The organism is Herbaspirillum sp., assembly GCF_017744395.1.
GTDB lineage: Bacteria > Pseudomonadota > Gammaproteobacteria > Burkholderiales > Burkholderiaceae_D > Herbaspirillum.
Genome location: NZ_JAGIBI010000006.1, coordinates 127085 through 147745 on the forward strand (window position 1 = coordinate 127085; position 20661 = coordinate 147745).

Sequence of the window (20661 nt, forward strand, 5' to 3'; positions counted from 1 at the left end):
CGACTTAGAGAAGAGGACATTATGCTCAAAAATACATCCAGCCTGCTCATGACCGCGCCTCCTTCCGGCGCCGGTGCGAACAAGATGCGCGTGGCGCTGGCGGCCTTGCTGGCGCTGGCCGTGGCGCTGCCGCTGTTCGTGACTTCGCCGACCCACCTGAACCTGGCCATCCTGATCCTGATGGCCGCGCAGATTGGCGTGTCGTGGAACATCGTCGGCGGCTATGCGGGCCAGGTCTCGCTGGGCCACGTGGCTTTCTACGGCATCGGCGCCTATACCTCGGCCATCATGTTTTCGATCTGGGGCATCAACCCGTGGATCGCCATGCTCGCCGGCGGCGTCATCGCCGCCGCCATGAGCCTGGTCATCGGCTGGTCCTGCTTCCGTTTGAAGGGGCACTACTTCGCCATGGCCACCATCGCCGTGGCCGAGATTATCCAGATCATCTTCACCAACTGGGATTTCGCCGGCGCGGCCGTCGGCCTGACCATCCCGATGGGAGAGGAAGGCTGGTCGAAGATGATCTTCGGCGCCAAGGAGCCGTACTACTACATCGCGCTCGGCCTGCTGCTGGCGACGCTGCTGGCCAATGCCTTCATCGAGCGCAGCTACCTGGGCTACTACTTCCGGGCCATCAAGGACGAACCCGATGCCGCGCGCAGCCTGGGTGTGAGCTTGTCCAGGTACAAGCAGATCGCATTCATGGTGAGCAGCTTCTTCACCGCCATGGGCGGCAGCCTGTACGCGCAGAAGGAGCTCTACATCGACCCGGCCTCGGTATTGGGCACCGGCATCTCGATCAAGATGGCGCTGGTGTCCATCCTGGGCGGCGTCGGCACCCTGTTCGGCCCGGTGGTGGGCGCCGGCATGCTGACCTTCATCGAAGAGGGCACCCGCACCCTGTTCGGCGGCACCGGCCGCGGCACCGACCTGATCATCTATGCCGGCCTGATCATCGTCATCTCGGTGTACTACCCGAACGGGATCGTCGGCTACGTCCGGAGCGTCTTCGCCCGCCGCAAAGCGGCCAAAGCAAACAAGGAGGAAGGCAAATGAGCTTGCTTCGCGTCGAGAACGTCTACAAGAAATTCGGCGGGCTGACCGCCAACCAGGATATCTCCTTTACGGTCCAGGCGGGCGAGATCGTCGGCCTGATCGGTCCCAACGGCGCCGGCAAGACCACCATGTTCAACTGCATCGCCGGCTATTCGCCGCCGACCACCGGCGACATCTGGCTGGAAGACTTGAAGATCTCCGGCATGAACCCGGAGCAATGCGCCCGCGTCGGCATCGGCCGTACCTTCCAGGTCGCGCGCACCTTCACCAGCATGACGGCGCTGGAGAACGTGATGGTCGGCGCCTTCCTGAACGACCACAAGGTGGCGAGCGTGCGCCGCACCGCGCAGGAACTGCTGGATTTCGTCAACCTGGGCCGCTTCGCCGACAAGCCTGCCGGCAGCATGACCATCAGCGAGCAGCGCCGGCTGGCCGTGGCGCGCGCGCTGGCGGTCAAGCCCAAGCTGCTGCTGATGGATGAAGTGATGGCCGGGCTGAACCCGACCGAAGTGCGCGAGACCGTGGATGTGGTTCTGAAGATCCGCGACCAGGGGATTTCCTGCCTGATCGTGGAGCACGTCCTGGAAGGGATCATGCCGATCGCCAACCAGATCGTGGTGCTGGACTACGGCAAGAAGATCGCCGACGGCCCGCCGCAGGATGTATCCAACGACCCGCATGTGATTGCCGCTTATCTGGGAGACGAATGATGCTGCAGGTGAAAAATCTACGCGCCAGCTATGACGGCGTGCTGGCCTTGTCCAAGGTCGACCTGGAAGTCAAGGCCGGCAGCATCGTGGCGCTGGTCGGCGGCAACGGCAACGGCAAGTCCACCACCTTGCGCGCCATCGCCGGCCTGAACAAGCCCGATGCCGGCCAGGTCGTGTTCGAGAACAACGACATCGGCAAGATCCCGTCGTTCGACCGCGTCAAGCTGGGCCTGTCGCTGGTGCCGGAAGGGCGGCGCCTGTTCCCGCGCCTGACGGTGCAGCGCAACCTCGAGCTGGGCGCCTACACGCGCACCGATGGCGAGGAGGTGAAGGCTTCCATCGACGAGATGTATGCCACCTTTCCTATCCTCAAGGAGCGCCGCCACCAGCTGGCCGGCACCATGAGCGGCGGCGAGCAGCAGATGCTGGCGATCGCCCGCGGCCTGATGGCCAAGCCGCGCCTGTTGCTGCTGGATGAACCGTCGTGGGGCATCGCGCCCAAGTTCGTGACCAAGGTGCTGGACACCATTCAGCAGGTCAATGCCAAGGGCGTGTCGATCCTGCTGGTGGAGCAGAATCTGCACAAGGCGCTGGCCATCGCGCATTACGGCTACGTGATCCAGACCGGCCGCATCGTGATGGAAGGCAGCGGGCACGATTTGCTGCAGAACGAAGACATCAAGAAGGCTTATCTTGGAGGGCTCTGACATGAAGCCGTATGCCGTCACCAACAACCCCGCCGCCGCGTTGCGCGCGTTATGCCGGTCGGGCGATTTCACCGGACCGACCGCCGGCTACGCCGATGGCCATGTCCAGGCCAACCTGATGATCGTGCCGAAGGAATACGCTTTCGATTTCCTGCTGTTCTGCCAGCGCAATCCCAAGTCCTGCCCCCTGGTGGAGGTGCTGGAAGCCGGTCGGTTTGAGCCGCGCGGCACGCCGGGCGCGGATTTGCGCAGCGACTTGCCGGGTTACCGCATCTTCGAGGACGGCGTGCTCAAGAGGGAGGTCACCGATATTGCCGCCTATTGGCGCGACGACCTGGTGAGCTTCCTGATCGGCTGCAGTTTTTCCTTCGAGAGCGCCCTGGTCGACGGCGGCATCCGGTTGCGGCATATCGAGCAGCAGCGCAATGTGGCGATGTACAAGACCACCATCCCGTGCATGCCGGCCGGGCGTTTCAAGGGCAACGCCGTGGTCAGCATGCGGCCTATTAAGAGCCGCGATATCGCCCGCGCCGTCGAAATCACGGCCCGGCTGCCGCAGGTGCATGGGGCGCCGGTGCATATCGGCAATCCGCAAGCCATCGGCATCGCCGACCTGGCGCGCCCCGATTTCGGCGACGCCGTCGAGATCATGGGCGACGAGCTGCCGGTGTTCTGGGCCTGCGGCGTTACGCCGCAGTATGTTGCCGAGCTGAGCAAGCTGCCGTTTTGCATCACGCATCAGCCGGGCAAGATGTTCGTGACCGACCAGCTCAACGAATAGCCATGTAAGCGCTCCTTTCGCGGCGGCCGCGGCAGCGGCCGGCTGCCATCCCAACCTTAACGGCGGCATGTCCGCCATGAACCGAGGATTTTCATGTTCACGCATAAATCCCTGTTGGAAGCGTACGTCTATGCGAAAGACAAATGCTGCCCTTCGCTGGTACATGAGATCTACGAGCCGGATGCGGTGCTCAGCATCTCGACTTCGGAAAACGCGGTGGCCTTTCCGCCGAAGGTAGTCGGGGCGGACGGCATCGCGCAGACCCTGGTCACGGATTTTGCCCGGCGGTTTACGCAATGCCGCACGTACTACGTGTGCGACCGGCTGGCGCCGGAAGAAGACCGTATCGACCGGTTGCCATGGCTGGTGCTGATGCGCGAGGAGGACAGCGCGTCGTTGCGCATCGGGCGCGGATATTACGACTGGAAGTTCAACCGGCATGGCGGGGATGCATGGCGCGCCAGGGAAATGCACATCAGCATCGACCACATGGTGCTGGTGGCCGATATTGCCGGCGATCTGTTGCAGACGGTCCAGTCGTTCCTGCCGTATCCGTGGCTGCCGCCGAAGGTGCTGGATTCGTCGTTCGGCTTCATCGGCGAATCCAATCCGTCGTTCGCCTTTCTCAAGGAATTCAGGAGCGACACGTTCGGTGTGCGTCATGGCCGGATGGTATCGGCCGCGTGAGGCGGCCGCAAGCAAGGATGGCGGCGCGCGGCCGGAATGCAGGCTGCGCGCCCGGTAGTCCTCCCGGAGGGCGGCAATGGAATTGGCCAATTCCATTGCCGCCTGGGAGAGCAGGCGCATATCGGTCAAGGGGACGCGCGCAAGAACTTCGCCGGTAAGCGATTTTTGGTGTGATGCAGTTTCAATTTAATTGGGGAGTTCCAATGAAACAAAAAGTCTTGGCTGCCGCGGTGTTTGCCGCGGTAAGCATCCAGGCAATGCCAGCCCATGCGCAGTCGTCGGTGACGATCTACGGTTTGATCGATACGGGTTACGTGATCGAGTCCGGCGGTGCGGCGGGCAAGGTCAACAAGCTGACAAGCGGTATCACCGGCGGCTCGCGCATCGGCTTCAAGGGGACGGAAGATCTGGGCGGCGGCATGGCGGCCGTGTTCCTGCTGGAAACCGGCTTCCAGAACGATGATGGTTCTCTCGGGCAGAGTGGGGCATTGTTCGGCCGCCAAAGCTACGTCGGCCTCAACGGCGGCTTCGGTTCGGTGCTGGTCGGCCGCCAATACACGCCGCAATACCTGGTGATGGCCTCCATCGATCCGTTTGGCACCGGCTACGCGGGCGACGCCGCTAACCTGATGCCCAATACCGGCGACGCTGCCAGCCGCATGAACAATACCGTCAAATATCAAACACCGAATTTCTCCGGCTTTACCGGCGAATTCGCCTATGGCTTCGGCGAGACGGCGGGCAACACCCAGGCCGCCAGCCAACTGGGTGCAGCCGTAAGCTACGTGAACGGTCCGTTGACCCTGAAGCTGGGTTTCCACAGCCGTAATAACGACACGACTACGACGGAAACCAGCACCGGACGCAATACGCTGCTGGGCGGCACGTACGATTTTGGCGTGGCCAAGCTGCACGCCATGTACGGCATTGACAAAGGGGTCAACAGCTCGCCGCTGCGCAAGACCACCAGCCTCTACGGCAACCCGACGCCGACGCCGTCGACCGACAGCACCGACCTGCTGGTTGGCGTGACGGTTCCATTTGGTTCGGTGCATAACGTGATGGCTTCTTATATCCATAAGAACGACAAGACATCGCGCGACCAGGATGCCGATCAGTACGCCGTGGGCTATCGCTACTCGTTGTCCAAGCGCACCGATCTGTATGCGGCCTATGCACACATCCGCAACAAGAACGGCGCCAACTACGCGGTGGGCAGCTCGATCGAAGCAGGTTCGGGTAACAGCGCCTGGAACTTCGGCATGCGCCATACGTTCTAGTCGCTTTTTCCGGCGGGCGGAATCTTGAGGGGGAAAGCGGGCAGGGGCCCTGGAACCCTGGCCGGCTTTTTTTCCGTTCGCCGGGCCTGATTGCCGGCGGCTCCGGGTCTTGAGGAGAGCCGCCGGCCAGGCGCCGGAACGACGCAGGCAAGCAGCGAGCGCCAATACCGCACTTCTGTTTTCTAAGGGGTATCAAATGATGAAATTGAGCGGCTTGAACATCGGGAAAAGGCTTGGCATCGGTTTTGGCATCGTCATCCTGCTGATGCTGGCATTGACGGCGATCGGCGTGCTGCGCCTGAACCAGATCAACGGCAGCATACGTAACATCGCCAACGACTATTACCCGCGCACCGTCATGGCGAACAATATCAAGAGTGCGCTGGACGAGACGGCGCGCAGCATGCGCAACCTGCTGTTCATGAGCACCGTGGACGAAATCAAGGGCGAGCTCGATACCATCGAACGCGCCGGCAAGACGATCGATGCCACGCTCAAGCAGTTCGCCTCCAGCACCTCTACCGAGGATGGCAGCCGCCTGCTGCAGGCGGTGACCGCGGCGCGCGGCCAGTACACCCCGGTGTTGAACAATTTCCTGGCCGCCGTCAAGGACGGCCAAGTGGAGCAGGCGCGCGACCTGATCCTGCCTGAGATCGGCCCGTATCAGGCCGCCTATTTCAAGGCGCTGGACAAGCTGATCGCCTACCAGGGCGGCAGGATGGAAGAGGGCGGGCGCGAAGCAGAGAAGGTGGCCAACGCCGCCAGCATGCTGATGGCGGCCATGGCCGCCATCGCCACCGTGCTGGCGGTCCTGGTCGGCTATTCGGTGATGCGCAGTATCACGCGGCCGCTGAACGCGGCCATCAATATCGCCGAACGGGTCGCGGCAGGCGACTTGTCGGTCCGGGTGGACAGCATCAGCCAGGACGAGACCGGCAAGCTGCTGGCCGCGTTGCAGCACATGCGCGACGGGCTGGTGCGGGCCGTGACCCAGGTCAGGGACGGTTCCGACGCCATCTCGGTTGCGGCGCGCGAGATCGCCGAAGGCAACGCCAACCTGTCGGCGCGCACCGAGCTGCAGGCCAGCACCCTGGAAGAAACTTCCAGTTCCATGATGGAACTGACCGATGCCGTCAACCACAACGCGGAAAACGCCCGCCAGGCCAACCTGCTGGTGCTCAACGCTTCGCAGGCGGCGACCGAGGGCGGCGAGGTGGTGACCCAGGTGGTCAATACCATGAAGGAAATCAAGGACAGCTCGCGCCAGATTGTGGAGATCATCAGCGTGATCGACGGGATCGCCTTCCAGACCAACATTCTGGCATTGAACGCCGCCGTGGAAGCGGCGCGTGCCGGCGAGCAGGGGCGCGGGTTCGCGGTGGTCGCGGCCGAAGTGCGCGGCCTGGCGCAACGCAGCGCTTCGGCGGCCAAGGAGATCGCCGGCCTGATCCAGAATTCGGTCAAGAAGGTCGATGCCGGCAGCATCCTGGTCGACCAGGCCGGGCAGACCATGCAGAATATCGTCAGCAGCGTCAAGCACGTGGCCGACATCATGGTCGAGATATCCGCCGCCAGTGACGAGCAAAGCACCGGCATCGGCCAGATCAATGACGCCGTTGAACAGATCGACGATATGACCCAGCAGAATTCGGCGCTGGTCGAGCAGGCCGCCGCCGCCGCGCAATCCATGCACGACCAGTCGATGGCGCTGGTGCGCGCGGTGTCGATTTTCAAGACCGATGTCGCCGATCCCGGCGGTAATGGCGCAGCGGCCGAATTGAAGGTGCTGAAGATGTCCGGCAGCAGCAGGCGAGGGTTGTTGCCGTCTGCCAAAGGCCGCCCGGCGCCGTAGGTTTTCCGGCGGAAGCCGGCGTGCCAAGGGAGTGGAAAATGGGGTTTAATATGGGGCGCGGGTCATCCCCCGGGAAATTCCCGCGCCGCTTGCCGGAATCGCCCGCAGCCGGAAATCCCGTATTTGTCTTGTAAGAACCTCTTTTTTTGAATCCAACATGCCGACCGAAAAGAAAAGCCCCAAAGCCAATTTTGCCCAGCCCAGCGCCGGCAGCAAGGTACCCATCGTATCCTCGCTGCACCTGGCTTCCGGGAGGAGCAAGGAGCTGAGCGAATTCGAGTTCGGCATGATCATCGCCAGCAATGCCTTCAACCGCTGGATGATCCGCTGCATTTCCGCCGCCGGCATGAAGGACATGACCGCCACCGACGTCCTGGTGTTGCATCACATCAACCACCGCGCGCGGGAAAAGAAGCTGGCCGACATCGCCTTCATCCTCAACATCGAAGATACCCACGTCGTCAACTACTCGCTCAAGAAACTGCATTCGCTGGGGCTGGTCAGCACCGAGCGCCGCGGCAAGGAAGTGCTCTATTCGACCAACGAAGCGGGGCAGGCCTTGTGCAAGCGCTACTACGAGATCCGCGAACAATTGCTGGTTTCCAGCCTGACCGGCGACAACGCCGAAAGTTATGAACTGGAAGAGCTGGCCCGTTTCCTGCGGGTGCTGTCGGGTCTCTACGAACAGGCGGCGCGCTCGGCGACGTCGATGTAAGGCCCGGCGGCCAGCTCCGGCGCGCCGAAGCCCTTCATCCTGAGGAAGCGCACATCCGGCCCGCTAAGGACCTGTTCACAATCTCGTCCGGGGCCGTTCAAATTCCCTTTCAAATGCTCTTTCAGGCGGTCGGCAGCGTTTTGCGCACGGCAATCCCATCCACAGGTTTTTAGCTTGTCGCTTGTTGGCGCAGCCAGCCTAAAAAGGCTTCGACTGCGGGGCGTTTTAAGTGGTGTGCCGGATAGACCGCGAAGTGAGCGTTGACACGGATACATTTTGCCAATCCGAACACTGGCTTCAGTTTTCCTTCCTTGATGTGCTGCGCGGCCATCGTCGTGCTTTCCAAGGCGACTCCCAAACCTTGCGTCGCGGCATCGAGAGACATTTGAGCGCGGTCGAAACGCACCGGGAACTGTTCAGGCGGCCTCGCTTTCGAGAATTCCCCAAGCCAATCGGCCCATTGCACCACACTCACATTGCTCCGAATGAGCTTCACGCCGAGAAGATCTTCGGGCTTTCGCAATCGATTTTCCTCAATGAAAGCCGGGCTTGCCAGAGGAACGATCCGTTCCTCGAACAGTGGTTCGACCTGCAGGCCTGGCCAATTGGGGATGCCATATCGGATATCGATGTCAGCTTCTCCAAGTTCGAAGTTGCTGGGGGTATGTGCCGCAGACAGATTGAATGAAATCTCGGGATAAGACCTGGCAAAGTCATTCAGTCGCGGCATCAGCCAGAGACTGGCAATACTCGGCGCCGAATGGATATAGAGGCTCTTGCTCACCCCCTGCCTGACGTCCATGGATGCGGCAGTAATGGCCGATAACGCTCCTTGCACTCGCGCCAGAAAGCTTTCGCCGGCATCGGTAATGAGCACCGCATGAGAGCTGCGCTCGAACAATCGAACTCCCAAAAATGCTTCAAGCCTCGCTACCTGGTGACTGACTGCCGAAGCGGTGACATGCAACTCGCTTGCCGCCGCAGCGAAGCTTTTTCGGCGTGCGACAGCTTCGAATGCCTGAAGATTTGGGAGGGGAGGCAGCGTTGCCATTTGGGGTTTTATTCATAAGATGACAGATCATCACTTTACCATGACAAAACTTCTCTTGCTGTCATGTGGTGAAAGGGTGAACATTCGCATCCAGAACAAAAGGAGACATGTGAGCGGCCCACAGAGCCGCGTTGCCGCGCGTAATTGCCTGCTGCTCTCCAGTGTTCCATCGAACAAACACCAACTCACTGGAGATGTATTTCATGCTGCTCAAGGACAAAGTCGCCGTCATCACCGGCGGTGCAGGTATCAACGGTCTCGGATTCGCCACTGCCCGCCTGATGGCATCGCATGGCGCCCGCGTGGTTGTCCTGGATTTGGAACAAGCGGACCCTGCCGGAGCTGCCGCTCGTCTGGGTGAAGGGCATCTCGGTCTGGTTGCCGATGTCACCGACAAGGCGTCGTGCGACGTCGCCGCCGCCGCTACGCTGGCCAAATTCGGCCGCATCGACATCCTCATCAACAACGCCGGCATTACCCAGCCGGTGAAGACCCTGGAAATTACCGGCAAGGACTACGACCGTATTCTGGACGTGAGCCTGCGCGGCACGATGTATATGTCGCAGGCGGTTTTGCCGGCGATGCAAAAGCAAAAGAGCGGATCCATCGTTTGCATCTCGTCCGTATCTGCGCAACGCGGCGGCGGCATCCTGGGCGGCCCGCATTATTCGGCGGCGAAGGCCGGCGTACTGGGCTTGGCACGCGCGATGGCGCGTGAATTCGGCCCTGATGGAATCCGCGTCAACAGCATCGCTCCCGGCCTGATCGGTACCGACATCATCAAGGGCAAGTTGAGCGAAGAAAAGAAAGCCGAGATCGCCGAGACCATTCCCCTGGCTCGTCTGGGCCGTGCTGATGATATCGGGGGCGCTTGTGTTTTCCTGGGTAGCGACCTTTCCCAATACTGCACCGGCATCACACTCGATGTGAATGGCGGCATGTTGATTCACTAAGCCGGCGTTGCCGGATTTCACGACATCAGAAAAAAAGGAGACCAGACATGACAAACGAAAATGCGAAGAAAGGCATCACCCGCCGCCAGGTGCTGAAGATGGGCGCGGCCGGCGCGGCCCTGCCGCTGTTTTCCATCATGACCCGGCCGGCCAATGCGGCCGAATTCACCTACAAGTTCGCCACCGGCCAGGACCCGTCGCACCCGGTCAACAAGCGCGCGCAGGAAGCCATCGACCGCATCCGCAACGCCACTGGCGGCCGCCTGGAAATCAAACTGTTCCCGGCCAACCAGCTGGGCTCCGATACCGACCTGATGTCGCAGATCCGTAACGGCGGCGTGGAATTCTTCAACCAGGCCAGCGTTGTGCTGTCGACCCTGGTGCCGGCTGCCGGCATCGTCAATACCGGCTTCGCGTTTCATGATTACCAGGAGGTCTGGAAGGCGATGGACGGCCCTCTGGGGGCCTATGTCCGCGCGCAAATCGAGAAGGTTGGCTTGTTGACGATGTCCAAGCCGTGGGATAACGGCTTCCGGCAAATCACAACATCGACCAAGCCGGTCAAGACCGCCGCAGACTTGAAAGGGTTGAAGCTGCGCGTGCCGGCGGCGCCCATGCTGACCTCGCTGTTTTCCGCGCTGGGCGCGAGCCCGACGCCGATCAACTTCAACGAGGTGTATTCCTCGCTGCAGACCAAGCTGGTGGAAGGGCAGGAAAACCCGCTGGCCATCATCAGCACCGCGCGCCTGTATGAAGTGCAGAAGTTCTGCACCATTTCCAACCACGTGTGGGACGCCTATTGGATCCTGGGCAACCGCCGCGCCTTCGAGCGCCTGCCCAAGGATATCCAGGAAATCGTACGCCGCGAACTGGACAAGGCGGCCACCGACGAGCGTGCCGACATCGCAGCGTTGTCGGGCTTCGCGCGTAACGACCTGAAGGGCAAGGGCGTGCAAATTATCGAAGCGGACAAGAATTCTTTCAAGGAAGCGCTGGCCAAGGGCAGCTTCTACAAGGACCTGCGCGCCAAGTTCGGTGACGACGCCTGGAAGCTGCTGCAGAACAGCGTGGGGAGCCTGGGATGAGCGCGCTGTCGCTCGAGCAGCCGGCCGCCGGGGAGAATTCGCTCTCGGCGCGCCTGGAGAACTGGCTGGGGCATGCCATCGAGATTCCCGCCGCCGTGCTGGTCGTGGGCGAGGTGGCGGTGCTGCTGGCCGGGGTGGTGATGCGCTTCATCTTCGACAGCCCGATCCCCTGGGCCGATGAGCTGGCGTCGATCCTGTTTCTCTGGCTGGCCAACCTGGGGGCGGCGGTGGCGCTGCGCCGCGGCACCCACATGCGCACCACGGTGCTGGTGGGCTTTTTGGGGGCACGCGGCAGGGCCTGGGCCGAAACCCTGGCCATCATCGCGCCTTGCCTGATGCTGCTGATCCTGATCGGCCCGATGTGGGAATACGCGGAAGATGAAATGTTCGTACAGACGCCCGCGCTGGGATGGCCCAACACCATACGCGCGGCGGCGGTGGCCGTCGGCGCCGTCCTGATGATCGCCATCGGCCTGCTGCGCATCTCGCGCCAGCGGCTGGCCGACCTGGCCGGCGTAGTGGCGGTTGTCGCCGTGCTGGCCGGGGCGATGTACCTGGGCGCCGGCTGGCTGCAAAGCATCGGTAACTGGAACCTGGTGGTTTTCTTCGGGCTGGTGCTGGGCGTGTCGGTATTGATGGGCATTCCCATCGCCTTTTGCTTCGGGCTGGCGACGGTGGCCTTCATGCTGACCGTGACCAGCAGCCCGCTGGCCGTGGTGGCGGGGCGCTTCGACGAAGGCATGAGTTCGCTGATCCTGCTGGCGGTGCCGCTGTTCATCCTGCTCGGCCACCTGGTCGAGATGACCGGCATGGCCAAGGCAATGGTGGATTTCCTGGCTTCGCTGCTGGGCCACGTGCGCGGTGGCCTGAACTATGTGCTGCTGGGTGCGATGCTGCTGGTGTCGGGCATCTCCGGCGCCAAGACCGCCGACATGGCGGCGGTGGCGCCGGTGCTGCTGCCGGAGATGAAGCGCCGCGGCAACCATGAAGGCGAGCTCATTTCGCTGCTGGCGGCCTCGGGCGCCATGGCGGAGACGATTCCCCCGTCGTTGGTGCTCATCACCATCGGCTCGGTGGCCGGTGTGTCGATTGCCGCGCTGTTTACTGGCGGCATCATGCCCGGCATCGTTCTGGCCGTGCTGTTGGCAATGCTGGCTCGTTGGCGTAGCGCCGAGATCACCGAAGGCTTCAAGCGCGCGCCGGGCAAGGTGGTGCTGCGTACGCTGGTGATCGCTCTTCCGGCATTGCTGCTTCCAATCCTGATCCGCACCGCCGTGGTGGAAGGCGTCGCTACTGCAACCGAAGTGTCGACCATTGGCATTACCTACGCCGTTGTGGCCGGCCTGCTGGTCTATCGGAAATTCGACTGGACGCGCTTGTATCCGATGCTCGTTGATACCGCGGCATTGTCCGGCGCCATCTTGTTCATCATCGGTACCGCTACGGGGATGTCGTGGGCGCTGACGCAATCGGGGTTCTCGCACTCGCTGGCCGAGGCGATGACCAGCGTCCCGGGCGGCAAGTACGGCTTCCTGCTGGTGTCGATCGCCGCATTCATCGTGCTGGGCAGCGTATTGGAAGGGATTCCGGCGATGGTGCTGTTCGCCCCGCTGCTGTTCCCGGTGGCCAAGGCCATCGGAGTTCATGAGGTGCACTACGCCATGGTCATCATCCTTTCCATGGGGGTCGGCTTGTTCGCACCGCCGTTCGGCCTGGGCTACTACGCAGCTTGCACGATTGGCCGTGTTCATCCAGACGCCGCCGTCAGGCGTATCTGGCCCTACCTGGGAGCGCTGGTCGTGGGGCTGCTGATTGTTGCCTGCGTGCCGTGGTTCTCTGTCGGATTCCTCTGAACCAATACGTATTCATCCACTAAGGGCTTCTCATGTCTGAAAATTTGACAAATTTGCGCGCAAGCGCATATCGGATCCGCCGCTTCGCGCTGCGCATGGGCGAAGTGCAGGGGCAGGGCTATATCGGCCAGGCGCTGGGCTGGGCCGACGTGCTGGCGGTGGCCTACAAGCACACCATGCAACTGCGCCCGGACGAACCGGAATGGGTTGGGCGCGACCGCTTCCTGCTCTCGCACGGGCACTACGCCATTGCGCTGTATGCGGCGCTGATAGAGGCCGGCATCGTCCCCGAGGCGGAACTGGAATCCTATGGCAGCGACGACAGCATCCTGCCCATGTCCGGCATGGCGACCTACACGCCGGGCATGGAAATCTCGGGCGGTTCGCTCGGCCAGGGCCTGGCCATCGGTGTCGGCATGGCGCTGGGCCTGCGCTACCAGAACAATCCGGCCTTCATCTACAACTCGATGTCGGACGGCGAGCTGGACGAAGGCGCCACCTGGGAAGCCGCCATGGGCGCGGCACACCACCAGCTGGGCAACCTGATCTGCCTGGTCGATATCAATAACCAGCAGGCCGACGGCCCCTCCGGCAAGATCATGGGCTTCGAACCGCTGGCCGACAAGTGGGAAGCGTTCGGCTGGCACGTGCAGCGCGTCGACGGCAACGACCTGGCGGCGGTGGTCGAGGCGTTCGACCAGGCCCGCCGGCTGGCCGAGCCCAAGCCGCGCGTGATCCTGTTCGATACCCTGATGGGCCGCGGCGTCCCGTTCCTGGAGCAGCGCGAGAAGAACCACTTCATCCGCGTCGATCCGCCTGAATGGCAGCAGGCCATCCAGATCCTCGACCAGTCTTTTACCGAAGGAAACCAAGCATGAGCACCGCAGCCGAAAAGAAGCCGCGCCTGACCACGTCGGCGATGATCGCCTCGATCGCCGCCGAAGGGCAGCGCGTCAAGGCGGCGCCGTTCGGCAAGGCGCTGGTCGAATACGCCGCCGACCGTCCCGAGATCGTCGGCCTGACCGCCGACCTGGCCAAATACACCGACCTGCACCTGTTCCAGAAAGCCTATCCGGAGCGTTTCTTCCAGATGGGCATGGCCGAGCAGTTGCTGATGGCGGCCGCCGGCGGCATGGCCAAGGAAGGCCTGGTGCCGTTCGCCACCACCTACGCGGTGTTCGCCACCCGCCGCGCCTACGACTTCATCCACCAGGTGATCGCCGAGGAAAACCTGAACGTCAAGATCTGCTGCGCCTTGCCCGGCCTGACCACCGGCTACGGCCCCAGCCACCAGGCCACCGAAGACCTGGCCATGATGCGCGCCATCCCCGGCCTGACCATCGTCGACCCGTGCGACGCGCTGGACCTGGAACAGGCGGTACCGCAGATCGCCGCGCACAAGGGGCCGGTCTACATGCGCCTGGCCCGCGGCAATGTGCCGCTGGTGCTGGACGAGTACGACTACAAGTTCGAATTGGGCAAGGCCAGGGAACTGCGCGACGGCAACGATGTGCTGATCATCTCCAGCGGCTTCATGACCATGCGCGCATTGGAAGTGGCCAAGGCGCTGGAGGCCGACAACGTCAGCGTCGGCGTGCTGCATTGCCCGACCATCAAGCCGTTCGACGAAGCTACCGTCCTGGAGCAAGTCAAAAGGAAGAACCGCTTGGTGGTGGTCGCCGAGAACCATTCGGTGATCGGCGGCCTCGGCGAGATTGTCGCCGCCACGTTGATGCGCCATCGCGTGCATCCGGCCGGCTTTGAAATGGCGGGCTTGCCGGACGCCTTCCTCGATGCCGGCGCCTTGCCGACGCTGCATGACCGTTACGGAATCAGTTGCGAAGCGCTGTGCAAACGCATCAAGGATTGGCTGAAATAAGTTTTTTGCAAGACCGGCCGGAATGCGGCGACGGGCGGCTGGGGAAACCTGGCCGCCCGTCGCTTTTTCGGCACGCCTGAGACCATCGGTAGATAGTCTCGCCTTCCGGGAATTTGGTGGCGGATCGAGGGCGAGGATCGATACAGTCCGTCTCGTATTCCTGTGGCAACGGGATTCAAGCCGACCAGCGGCACCTGCGATCGGACTGCCGGTCAGCCAGGGCAACTGCCTGAAAAATCGGCGCTGATTCGATAAAGCGACAATTTGTGATCGAAAGCTTGTTTGTAGTTGAATGATTGGGGCTTATGCTGGATTATGTCGGGTTTCGCAGGTTTGCCGGACATGCCATTCCCGTCACTTGGGAATTGTTTTTATCCGGATTTCGTCCCGGCAGTTGCGCCAGGCCGGCGGCAGGAATTCAATTACGCCTCACCAAGGGAGAAACACAATGTCGCTTAAGAAATTTTTGATGATCGCCGGCAGCGCCCTGGCAATGTCGTTCGCCGCCGCCCAGGCCGCCGAGCCGACTTACGTGGTGGGCGCCGGCGGCACTTACCGCCCGTTCGAGTTCGAAACGCCGAAGAAGGAACTGGTCGGTTTCGACATCGACCTGATCAAGGCCATCGCCCAGGCATCCAACTTCAAGATCCAGGTGGTCAGCACTCCCTGGGAAGGCATTTTCGCCACCCTGGGCCAGGGCGACCGCGACATCATCATCTCCGGCATCACCATTACCGACAAGCGCGCGCAAATGGTTGATTTCTCCCTGCCGTATTTCCCCGCGGAACAAGTCATCATCACCAGCGCCGGCGCCAAGGTCGCCGCGCTGGCCGACCTGAAGAAGCTGCAGATCGGCGTGGTCAATTCGACCGCGGGCGACATCGTGGTATCGGAAGAAGTCGGCAAGGCCAGCACCGCCATCCACCGTTTCGACAATACCGTGCTGATGCTGGAAGAACTGTATCGCGGCGGTGTCGACGCCGCCGTCGGCGATGTCGGCGTGATCAAGTTCTACATCAAGAACCACCCCGAGAAGCAGTTCAAGCTGGTCAGCGATGCCAAATTCGTCCGCCAGTACTTCGGTATTGCCGTCAAGAAGGGCAACAAGGAACTGCAGGACAAGATCAATGCCGGCCTGAAGAAGATCGTCGCCGACGGCACCTACGCCAAGATCTACAAGGAATGGTTCGACCGCGACGTACCGACCCTGCCGTGGAAATAAGCGGCTGGCCGCAGTAAAGAGTTTTTGCCGTACCTGTGCCCATCATCGCGGATGATGGGCAGATTTTTATCTGGATCACATTCATGAATTCCTTCTTTCAATGGGAAATCATCGGGGAATACCTGCCTCTGTTCGTAGAAGGCACCTGGATGACTCTCAAGGCCGCGATCATCTGCGTGATCGCCGGCACTTGTTGGGGCCTGCTGCTGGGCGTCGGCCGCCTGGCGGAAGCGCGCCACGGCTTCTGGAAATATTTCCTGTGCTATGCCGTGCAATGGCCGATACGGTTTTACGTCAGCTTCCTGCGCGGCACACCGCTGTTCGTCCAGATCCTGCTGATCCACTTCGCGCTCATGCCGATGCTGATCAACCCTAGCGGCGGCCTGATCCTCTCCGGCGACATTGCGCGCGAGATCCGTTCCCAATATGGCGCGTTCGCATCGGCGGTGCTGGCCATTACGCTGAACTCGGGCGCTTACGTCTCCGAGATCTTCCGCGCCGGCATCCAGTCGATCGACCGCGGCCAGAGCGAAGCCTCGCGCTCGCTCGGCATGACGTATATGCAGACGTTGCGCAAGGTGGTGCTGCCGCAGGCGTTCCGCCGCATGCTGCCGCCGCTGGGCAACAACGCCATCGCCATCGTCAAGGATTCCTCGCTGGCCTCGGCCATTGGCCTGGCCGAACTGGCCTACGCGGCGCGCACCGTCTCCGGCGCGTATGCCCGCTACTGGGAACCGTACCTGACCATTTCCGTGATCTATTGGTGCATTACCTTGCTGCTGTCGGCACTGGTCCGCCATCTTGAAGCGCGCTACGGCAAAGGAGACGCACGATGATCAAAGTCAAGCAACTGCAAAAGAGCTACGGCCAGTCGCATGTGCTGCGCGGCATCGATTGCGAGATCAAGGCCAGGGAAGTGGTATGCGTGATCGGGCCTTCAGGTTCGGGCAAGAGCACCTTCCTGCGCTGCCTGAACGGGCTGGAAGAGGCGAGCGACGGCGAGATCTTCATCGACGGCACCAAGCTCAACGATCCCAAGACCAACCTGAACCAGCTGCGCGCCGGCATGGGCATGGTGTTCCAGCGCTTCAACCTGTTCCCGCACATGACGGTGCTGGAAAACCTGATCATGGCGCCGATGCAGGTCAAGAAGATGCCGCGCCGGGAAGCGGTGTTGGTGGCGGAAAAGCTGCTGCAGAAGGTGGGCCTGCTGGACAAGATCGACGCCTTCCCGAACCAGCTCTCCGGGGGCCAGCAGCAGCGCGTGGCGATCGCCCGCGCACTGGCGATGGAACCCAAGGTCATGCTGTTCGACGAACCGACTTCCGCGCTCGACCCCGAACTGGTGGGCGAAGTGCTGACGGTGATGAAGGCGCTGGCCGAAGAGGGCATGACCATGGTGGTGGTCACGCACGAAATGGGCTTCGCGCGGGAAGTGTCGAACCGCGTGTTCTTCATCGACCAGGGCGTGATCATGGAAGAAGGCCCGCCGCAGCAGGTGCTGGGTGCGCCGGTCAATGAGCGGACCCGGGATTTCCTCGGCAAGGTGCTGTGAGACGCCGCGCCGAAACATAAAAAGCAATGGCCCCGATGGGGCCATTGCTTTTTGTTCGGGCCGCTCTTGCGGCGTCCACTCAATCGCCCAGGCGCCCGACGAATGGCTTAATCCGATCCTGTTGATCGCATTCGAAGAGACAGGCAAGCTCCGGTCCATCCTCCGTTTGGGGGAGGCATTTTCAAGGAAACAGCGTTAGCCTGTTGCCCGGCAATTCCGTGCTTTAGTCGCACCCAAGGGGGGCGGCTAACCCTTTCGGCCAGACACGCGCGTTCAATCTGGCGAGCCGGAAGATTTGCCTTGGGAGAATCGCATGTTGACTCGCTGGTCCGTATTGCTGCTGTTCGCCTTCACGATGGCGGCCGCCCGCGCCATCACCCCGGCGCCGCCGCGCCTGATGGAAAGCATCAATGCCGAAGCGCCGGTTTGGCTGCAAAGCCTGCGTATCCATGGCGAAATAGCCGGCGGCATGGCTGAAACCACGGTCCGGATGGTGTTTTTCAATCCCAATGGACGGATGCTGGAAGGGCAGTTGCAATTCCCTTTGCTGGCCGGCCAGCAGGTCACCGCCTTTGCGCTCGATATCGATGGCAAGCTGCGTCCCGCAGTGCCGGTGGAAAAAGCCAAGGGCCGCCAGATTTTCGAAGCGGTCGAACGCCGCAAGGTCGATCCGGGCCTCTTGGAGCAGACGCAAGGCAATAATTTCAAGCTGCGCGTCTATCCGATCCCCGCCATGGGAACGCGCACCATTGAGCTGAAATACACCGAAGCCATGGGGCGCAAGGGAAAATCCTGGCAGTACCGCCTGCCGCTGGCCTATGGCGAGCGGCTCCAGGATTTCGACCTGTCCGTCAATATCCGGGGCAGCGGCGATGCGCCGAAAGCCAGCGGGGCATTCGGCGCCGTCCGTTTCAACCGGGACGCGCGCGGCTATTTCACCCATGTGGCGAAAAGCCGTTTTGCGCCGAGTGGCGTCCTCGATATCCTGATCCCGACGGCGCAACATACGCTGACGTATATCGGGGAGCATGACGACGATACCTATTTCGTCGCCGAGATTCCGGTTGCCGCCACGCGCAGCGCCCGCCCCTTGCCTCGAGTGGTCGGCCTGTTGTGGGATAGTTCGGGTTCCGGCGTCGGCCGGCCGCATGAGGCCGAGCTGGCTGAATTGGACCGTTATTTCAAGGCGCTTGGCAATGCCGAAGTGCGTCTGACCCGCCTGCGCGACCGCAGCGAAGCCGCCGGAAGCTTCAGGATCGCCGGCGGTAACTGGGATGAGCTGCGCACCGCGCTGCAAGCCACCGTCTACGACGGCGCCAGCGCCCTGGCCGACTGGCTGCCGCAAGCCGATGTCAACGAATACCTGCTGGTCAGCGACGGCTTGCTCAATTACGGAAGCGACCGCTTCCCGGCATTGGCCGCCGGGCAGCGCCTGTACGCGCTCAATTCTTCGCTGGTTGCCGATACCGGCCGTCTGGCGGCCCTGGCCGAACGCAGCGGCGGACGCCTGGTGCAGGTCTCTCCGGGCAAGCCGGGCACGGCCGCGGAAGCATTGCTGACCGATGCTTCCTATGTGCGCAGCGTTCGCGCCGAGGGCGCGACTGCGATCCTGAGCGATGCCGGCGGGGCGCGGCAGGGCCTGGTGCGCGTGGCGGGAAAGCTGCTCGCGCCGGCAGCGAAACTGATGATTACCGTGGTCGAGCAAGGCAAGCCGCGCGAGATGGCAGTCGCCGTTTCCGCCAGCGATCAGAAACATGAATTGGTGCCCGCCCTGTGGGCCGGATACCAGCTGCGAGCGCTGGAGTCCGATTACGAGGCCAACCGCGGCGCAATCCGCCGCCTGGGCGCGCAGTTTGCCATTCCCACGCGCGAGACCTCACTGATTGTGCTGGACCGCCTGGATGACTATGTGCGTTATGACGTCACGCCGCCGGAGGACTATCTGGCGGAGTATGTGCAAATGAAGCTCATGCGCCGGGTGCAACTGCAGGAAAAGCGCCAGAAGCACCTGGAGCGCATCGTCAGCGACTTCAACCAGAAGGTGGCCTGGTGGGAAAAGACCTACCCCAAGGACGCTCCCCCAGCCCCCAAGCCGGAGCCCAGGCCTGACACCAGGGCCTATGCCCCGGCGCCGGTGGCCGCAGCGGCGCCCATGGCCATGGCGCCTGCCCCCGCGCCTGTCTCGGCCTTGATGGGCGGCGCGCCGGCACTCCCGCAGGCCGGCGCCGCCCCGGAGATCGGCATCAGCCTGAAAAAGTGGACTTCCGATGCGCCGTATATCGCGCGCATGCAAGCGGCTTCCGCCGACACCATTTACCAGGTCTATCTGGACGAAAAACCTTCCTATGCCAACAGCAGCGCCTTCTACCTGGATGCCGCCGACATGCTGTTCGACAAGGGACTGCGCGAACTGGCGCTGCGCGTGCTGTCGAACCTGGCGGAAATGGACCTGGAGAACCGCCACGTGCTGCGCATCCTGGGCTACCGCCTGCTGCAGGCGGGGGCGCCGGAACTGGCCGTGCCGGTATTTGAAAAGGTGCAATACCTGGCTGAGGAGGAGCCGCAATCCTTCCGCGACCTGGGGTTGGCGCAGGCTGCGGCCGGCCACCCCCAGCAGGCGATCGACCAACTGAACGAAGTGATCGTGCGTCCCTGGGACAACCGTTTCGCCGAAATTGAACTGATCGCGCTGGCGGAGATGAATGCCATCATCGCCACCTCGACGACGCCGCTGGACACCAGCCGCATCGATCCGCGCCTGCTGAAAAACCTGCCGCTCGACATCCGCGCCGTCCTGACCTGGGATGCGGACAACAGCGATATGGACTTGTGGGTCACCGACCCCAACGGCGAGAAATGCTATTACGGGCATCGTTTCACGTACCAGGGTGGACGCATGTCGCTCGACTTCACCGGCGGCTACGGTCCGGAAGAATTTTCCTTGCGCGAAGCCAAGCCCGGCAAGTACAAGATCGAGGTCAATTTCTTCGGCAGCAGCCAGCAGGTGGTCGCCGGCGCCACCACCTTGCAGGTGACGCTTTCCAGCGGATTCGGCACGCCGGCAGTCAAAGAGAAGATGCTGACCTTGCGCTTGAAAGGGCGCGGCCAGTCGGTCTTCGTCGGCGAGTTTGAAGTGAAGCCGAAATGAACCCGGTGTACTCCCTGAGTTTCCGAAGGAGCATGAACATATGTCTTGCCCCCATCGGTGTGGGGCGTATTCTTGCGTTGGGCGATTCAGGTGCCTACGCCTGCCCTGATTCGAAAGAAGGCAAGAT

18 protein-coding genes are annotated in these 20661 nt (G+C 62.2%); 17 read left to right on the forward strand and 1 reads right to left on the reverse strand.

Features of this window, described 5'->3' with window-relative positions; genetic code table 11:
* Positions 1-21 precede the first annotated feature (21 nt).
* The 8 genes from J7548_RS15470 (at position 22) to J7548_RS15505 (ending at position 7788) form a co-directional block, all read left to right on the forward strand.
* A complete protein-coding gene (locus tag J7548_RS15470; protein WP_290975885.1) occupies positions 22-1056 on the forward strand; it encodes a branched-chain amino acid ABC transporter permease in 1035 nt (344 codons plus the stop codon).
* Positions 1053-1766, forward strand: coding sequence for an ABC transporter ATP-binding protein (locus J7548_RS15475; protein WP_290975888.1), 714 nt, complete (start codon positions 1053-1055; stop codon positions 1764-1766). The genes J7548_RS15470 and J7548_RS15475 overlap by 4 nt, the downstream gene beginning before the upstream one ends.
* Positions 1766-2473, forward strand: a complete 708-nt coding sequence (locus J7548_RS15480) for an ABC transporter ATP-binding protein (RefSeq protein ID WP_290975891.1) — start codon at positions 1766-1768, stop codon at positions 2471-2473. The genes J7548_RS15475 and J7548_RS15480 overlap by 1 nt, the downstream gene beginning before the upstream one ends.
* Before the next feature lies 1 nt (position 2474).
* Positions 2475-3254 (forward strand): putative hydro-lyase, encoded by a 780-nt coding sequence (locus J7548_RS15485; RefSeq protein WP_290975893.1) that lies wholly within the window; start codon positions 2475-2477, stop codon positions 3252-3254.
* Between the two features lie 93 nt (positions 3255-3347).
* A complete protein-coding gene (locus J7548_RS15490) occupies positions 3348-3941 on the forward strand; it encodes a hypothetical protein (protein WP_290975895.1) in 594 nt (197 codons plus the stop codon).
* A 203-nt stretch (positions 3942-4144) separates the two neighbouring features.
* On the forward strand, positions 4145-5221 hold the full coding sequence (locus J7548_RS15495; protein ID WP_290975898.1) for a porin: 1077 nt from the start codon (positions 4145-4147) through the stop codon (positions 5219-5221).
* Positions 5222-5417: 196 nt separating this feature from the next.
* Positions 5418-7073, forward strand: coding sequence for a methyl-accepting chemotaxis protein (locus J7548_RS15500; RefSeq protein WP_290975900.1), 1656 nt, complete (start codon positions 5418-5420; stop codon positions 7071-7073).
* 157 nt (positions 7074-7230) lie between these two features.
* Positions 7231-7788, forward strand: a complete 558-nt coding sequence (locus tag J7548_RS15505; RefSeq protein WP_290975903.1) for a winged helix DNA-binding protein — start codon at positions 7231-7233, stop codon at positions 7786-7788.
* A 169-nt stretch (positions 7789-7957) separates the two neighbouring features.
* Here the strand turns inward: J7548_RS15505 and J7548_RS15510 are convergent, their stop codons facing one another.
* Positions 7958-8839 carry a LysR substrate-binding domain-containing protein gene (locus J7548_RS15510; protein WP_290975906.1) on the reverse strand — a complete coding sequence of 294 codons (882 nt, stop codon included), beginning with the start codon at positions 8837-8839 and terminating at the stop codon, positions 7958-7960.
* A 203-nt stretch (positions 8840-9042) separates the two neighbouring features.
* On the opposite strand from J7548_RS15510, the gene J7548_RS15515 reads away from it, so the two are divergent.
* The 9 genes from J7548_RS15515 to J7548_RS15555 all read left to right on the forward strand — a co-directional run bounded on the left by J7548_RS15515 (position 9043) and on the right by J7548_RS15555 (position 20534).
* The gene (locus J7548_RS15515) at positions 9043-9792 is read left to right on the forward strand and encodes a glucose 1-dehydrogenase (RefSeq protein ID WP_290975909.1); all 750 of its coding nucleotides are present in this window, start codon (positions 9043-9045) and stop codon (positions 9790-9792) included.
* A 47-nt stretch (positions 9793-9839) separates the two neighbouring features.
* Complete coding sequence (locus J7548_RS15520; protein WP_290975912.1) at positions 9840-10877, forward strand: TRAP transporter substrate-binding protein; 1038 nt, start codon at positions 9840-9842, stop codon at positions 10875-10877.
* Positions 10874-12730 carry a TRAP transporter large permease subunit gene (locus J7548_RS15525; protein WP_290975915.1) on the forward strand — a complete coding sequence of 619 codons (1857 nt, stop codon included), beginning with the start codon at positions 10874-10876 and terminating at the stop codon, positions 12728-12730. Before J7548_RS15520 ends, J7548_RS15525 begins: the two co-directional genes overlap by 4 nt.
* Positions 12731-12762: 32 nt before the next feature.
* Positions 12763-13608, forward strand: a complete 846-nt coding sequence (locus tag J7548_RS15530; protein WP_290975918.1) for a transketolase — start codon at positions 12763-12765, stop codon at positions 13606-13608.
* Positions 13605-14609 carry a transketolase C-terminal domain-containing protein gene (locus J7548_RS15535; protein ID WP_290975921.1) on the forward strand — a complete coding sequence of 335 codons (1005 nt, stop codon included), beginning with the start codon at positions 13605-13607 and terminating at the stop codon, positions 14607-14609. The genes J7548_RS15530 and J7548_RS15535 overlap by 4 nt, the downstream gene beginning before the upstream one ends.
* Before the next feature lie 448 nt (positions 14610-15057).
* Positions 15058-15831 (forward strand): basic amino acid ABC transporter substrate-binding protein, encoded by a 774-nt coding sequence (locus tag J7548_RS15540; RefSeq protein ID WP_290975924.1) that lies wholly within the window; start codon positions 15058-15060, stop codon positions 15829-15831.
* Between the two features lie 83 nt (positions 15832-15914).
* Complete coding sequence (locus tag J7548_RS15545; protein WP_290975927.1) at positions 15915-16667, forward strand: amino acid ABC transporter permease; 753 nt, start codon at positions 15915-15917, stop codon at positions 16665-16667.
* Positions 16664-17386 carry an amino acid ABC transporter ATP-binding protein gene (locus J7548_RS15550; protein ID WP_290975930.1) on the forward strand — a complete coding sequence of 241 codons (723 nt, stop codon included), beginning with the start codon at positions 16664-16666 and terminating at the stop codon, positions 17384-17386. The genes J7548_RS15545 and J7548_RS15550 overlap by 4 nt, the downstream gene beginning before the upstream one ends.
* A gap of 313 nt (positions 17387-17699) precedes the next feature.
* Positions 17700-20534 (forward strand): VIT domain-containing protein, encoded by a 2835-nt coding sequence (locus J7548_RS15555; protein ID WP_290975933.1) that lies wholly within the window; start codon positions 17700-17702, stop codon positions 20532-20534.
* Positions 20535-20661 lie beyond the last annotated feature (127 nt).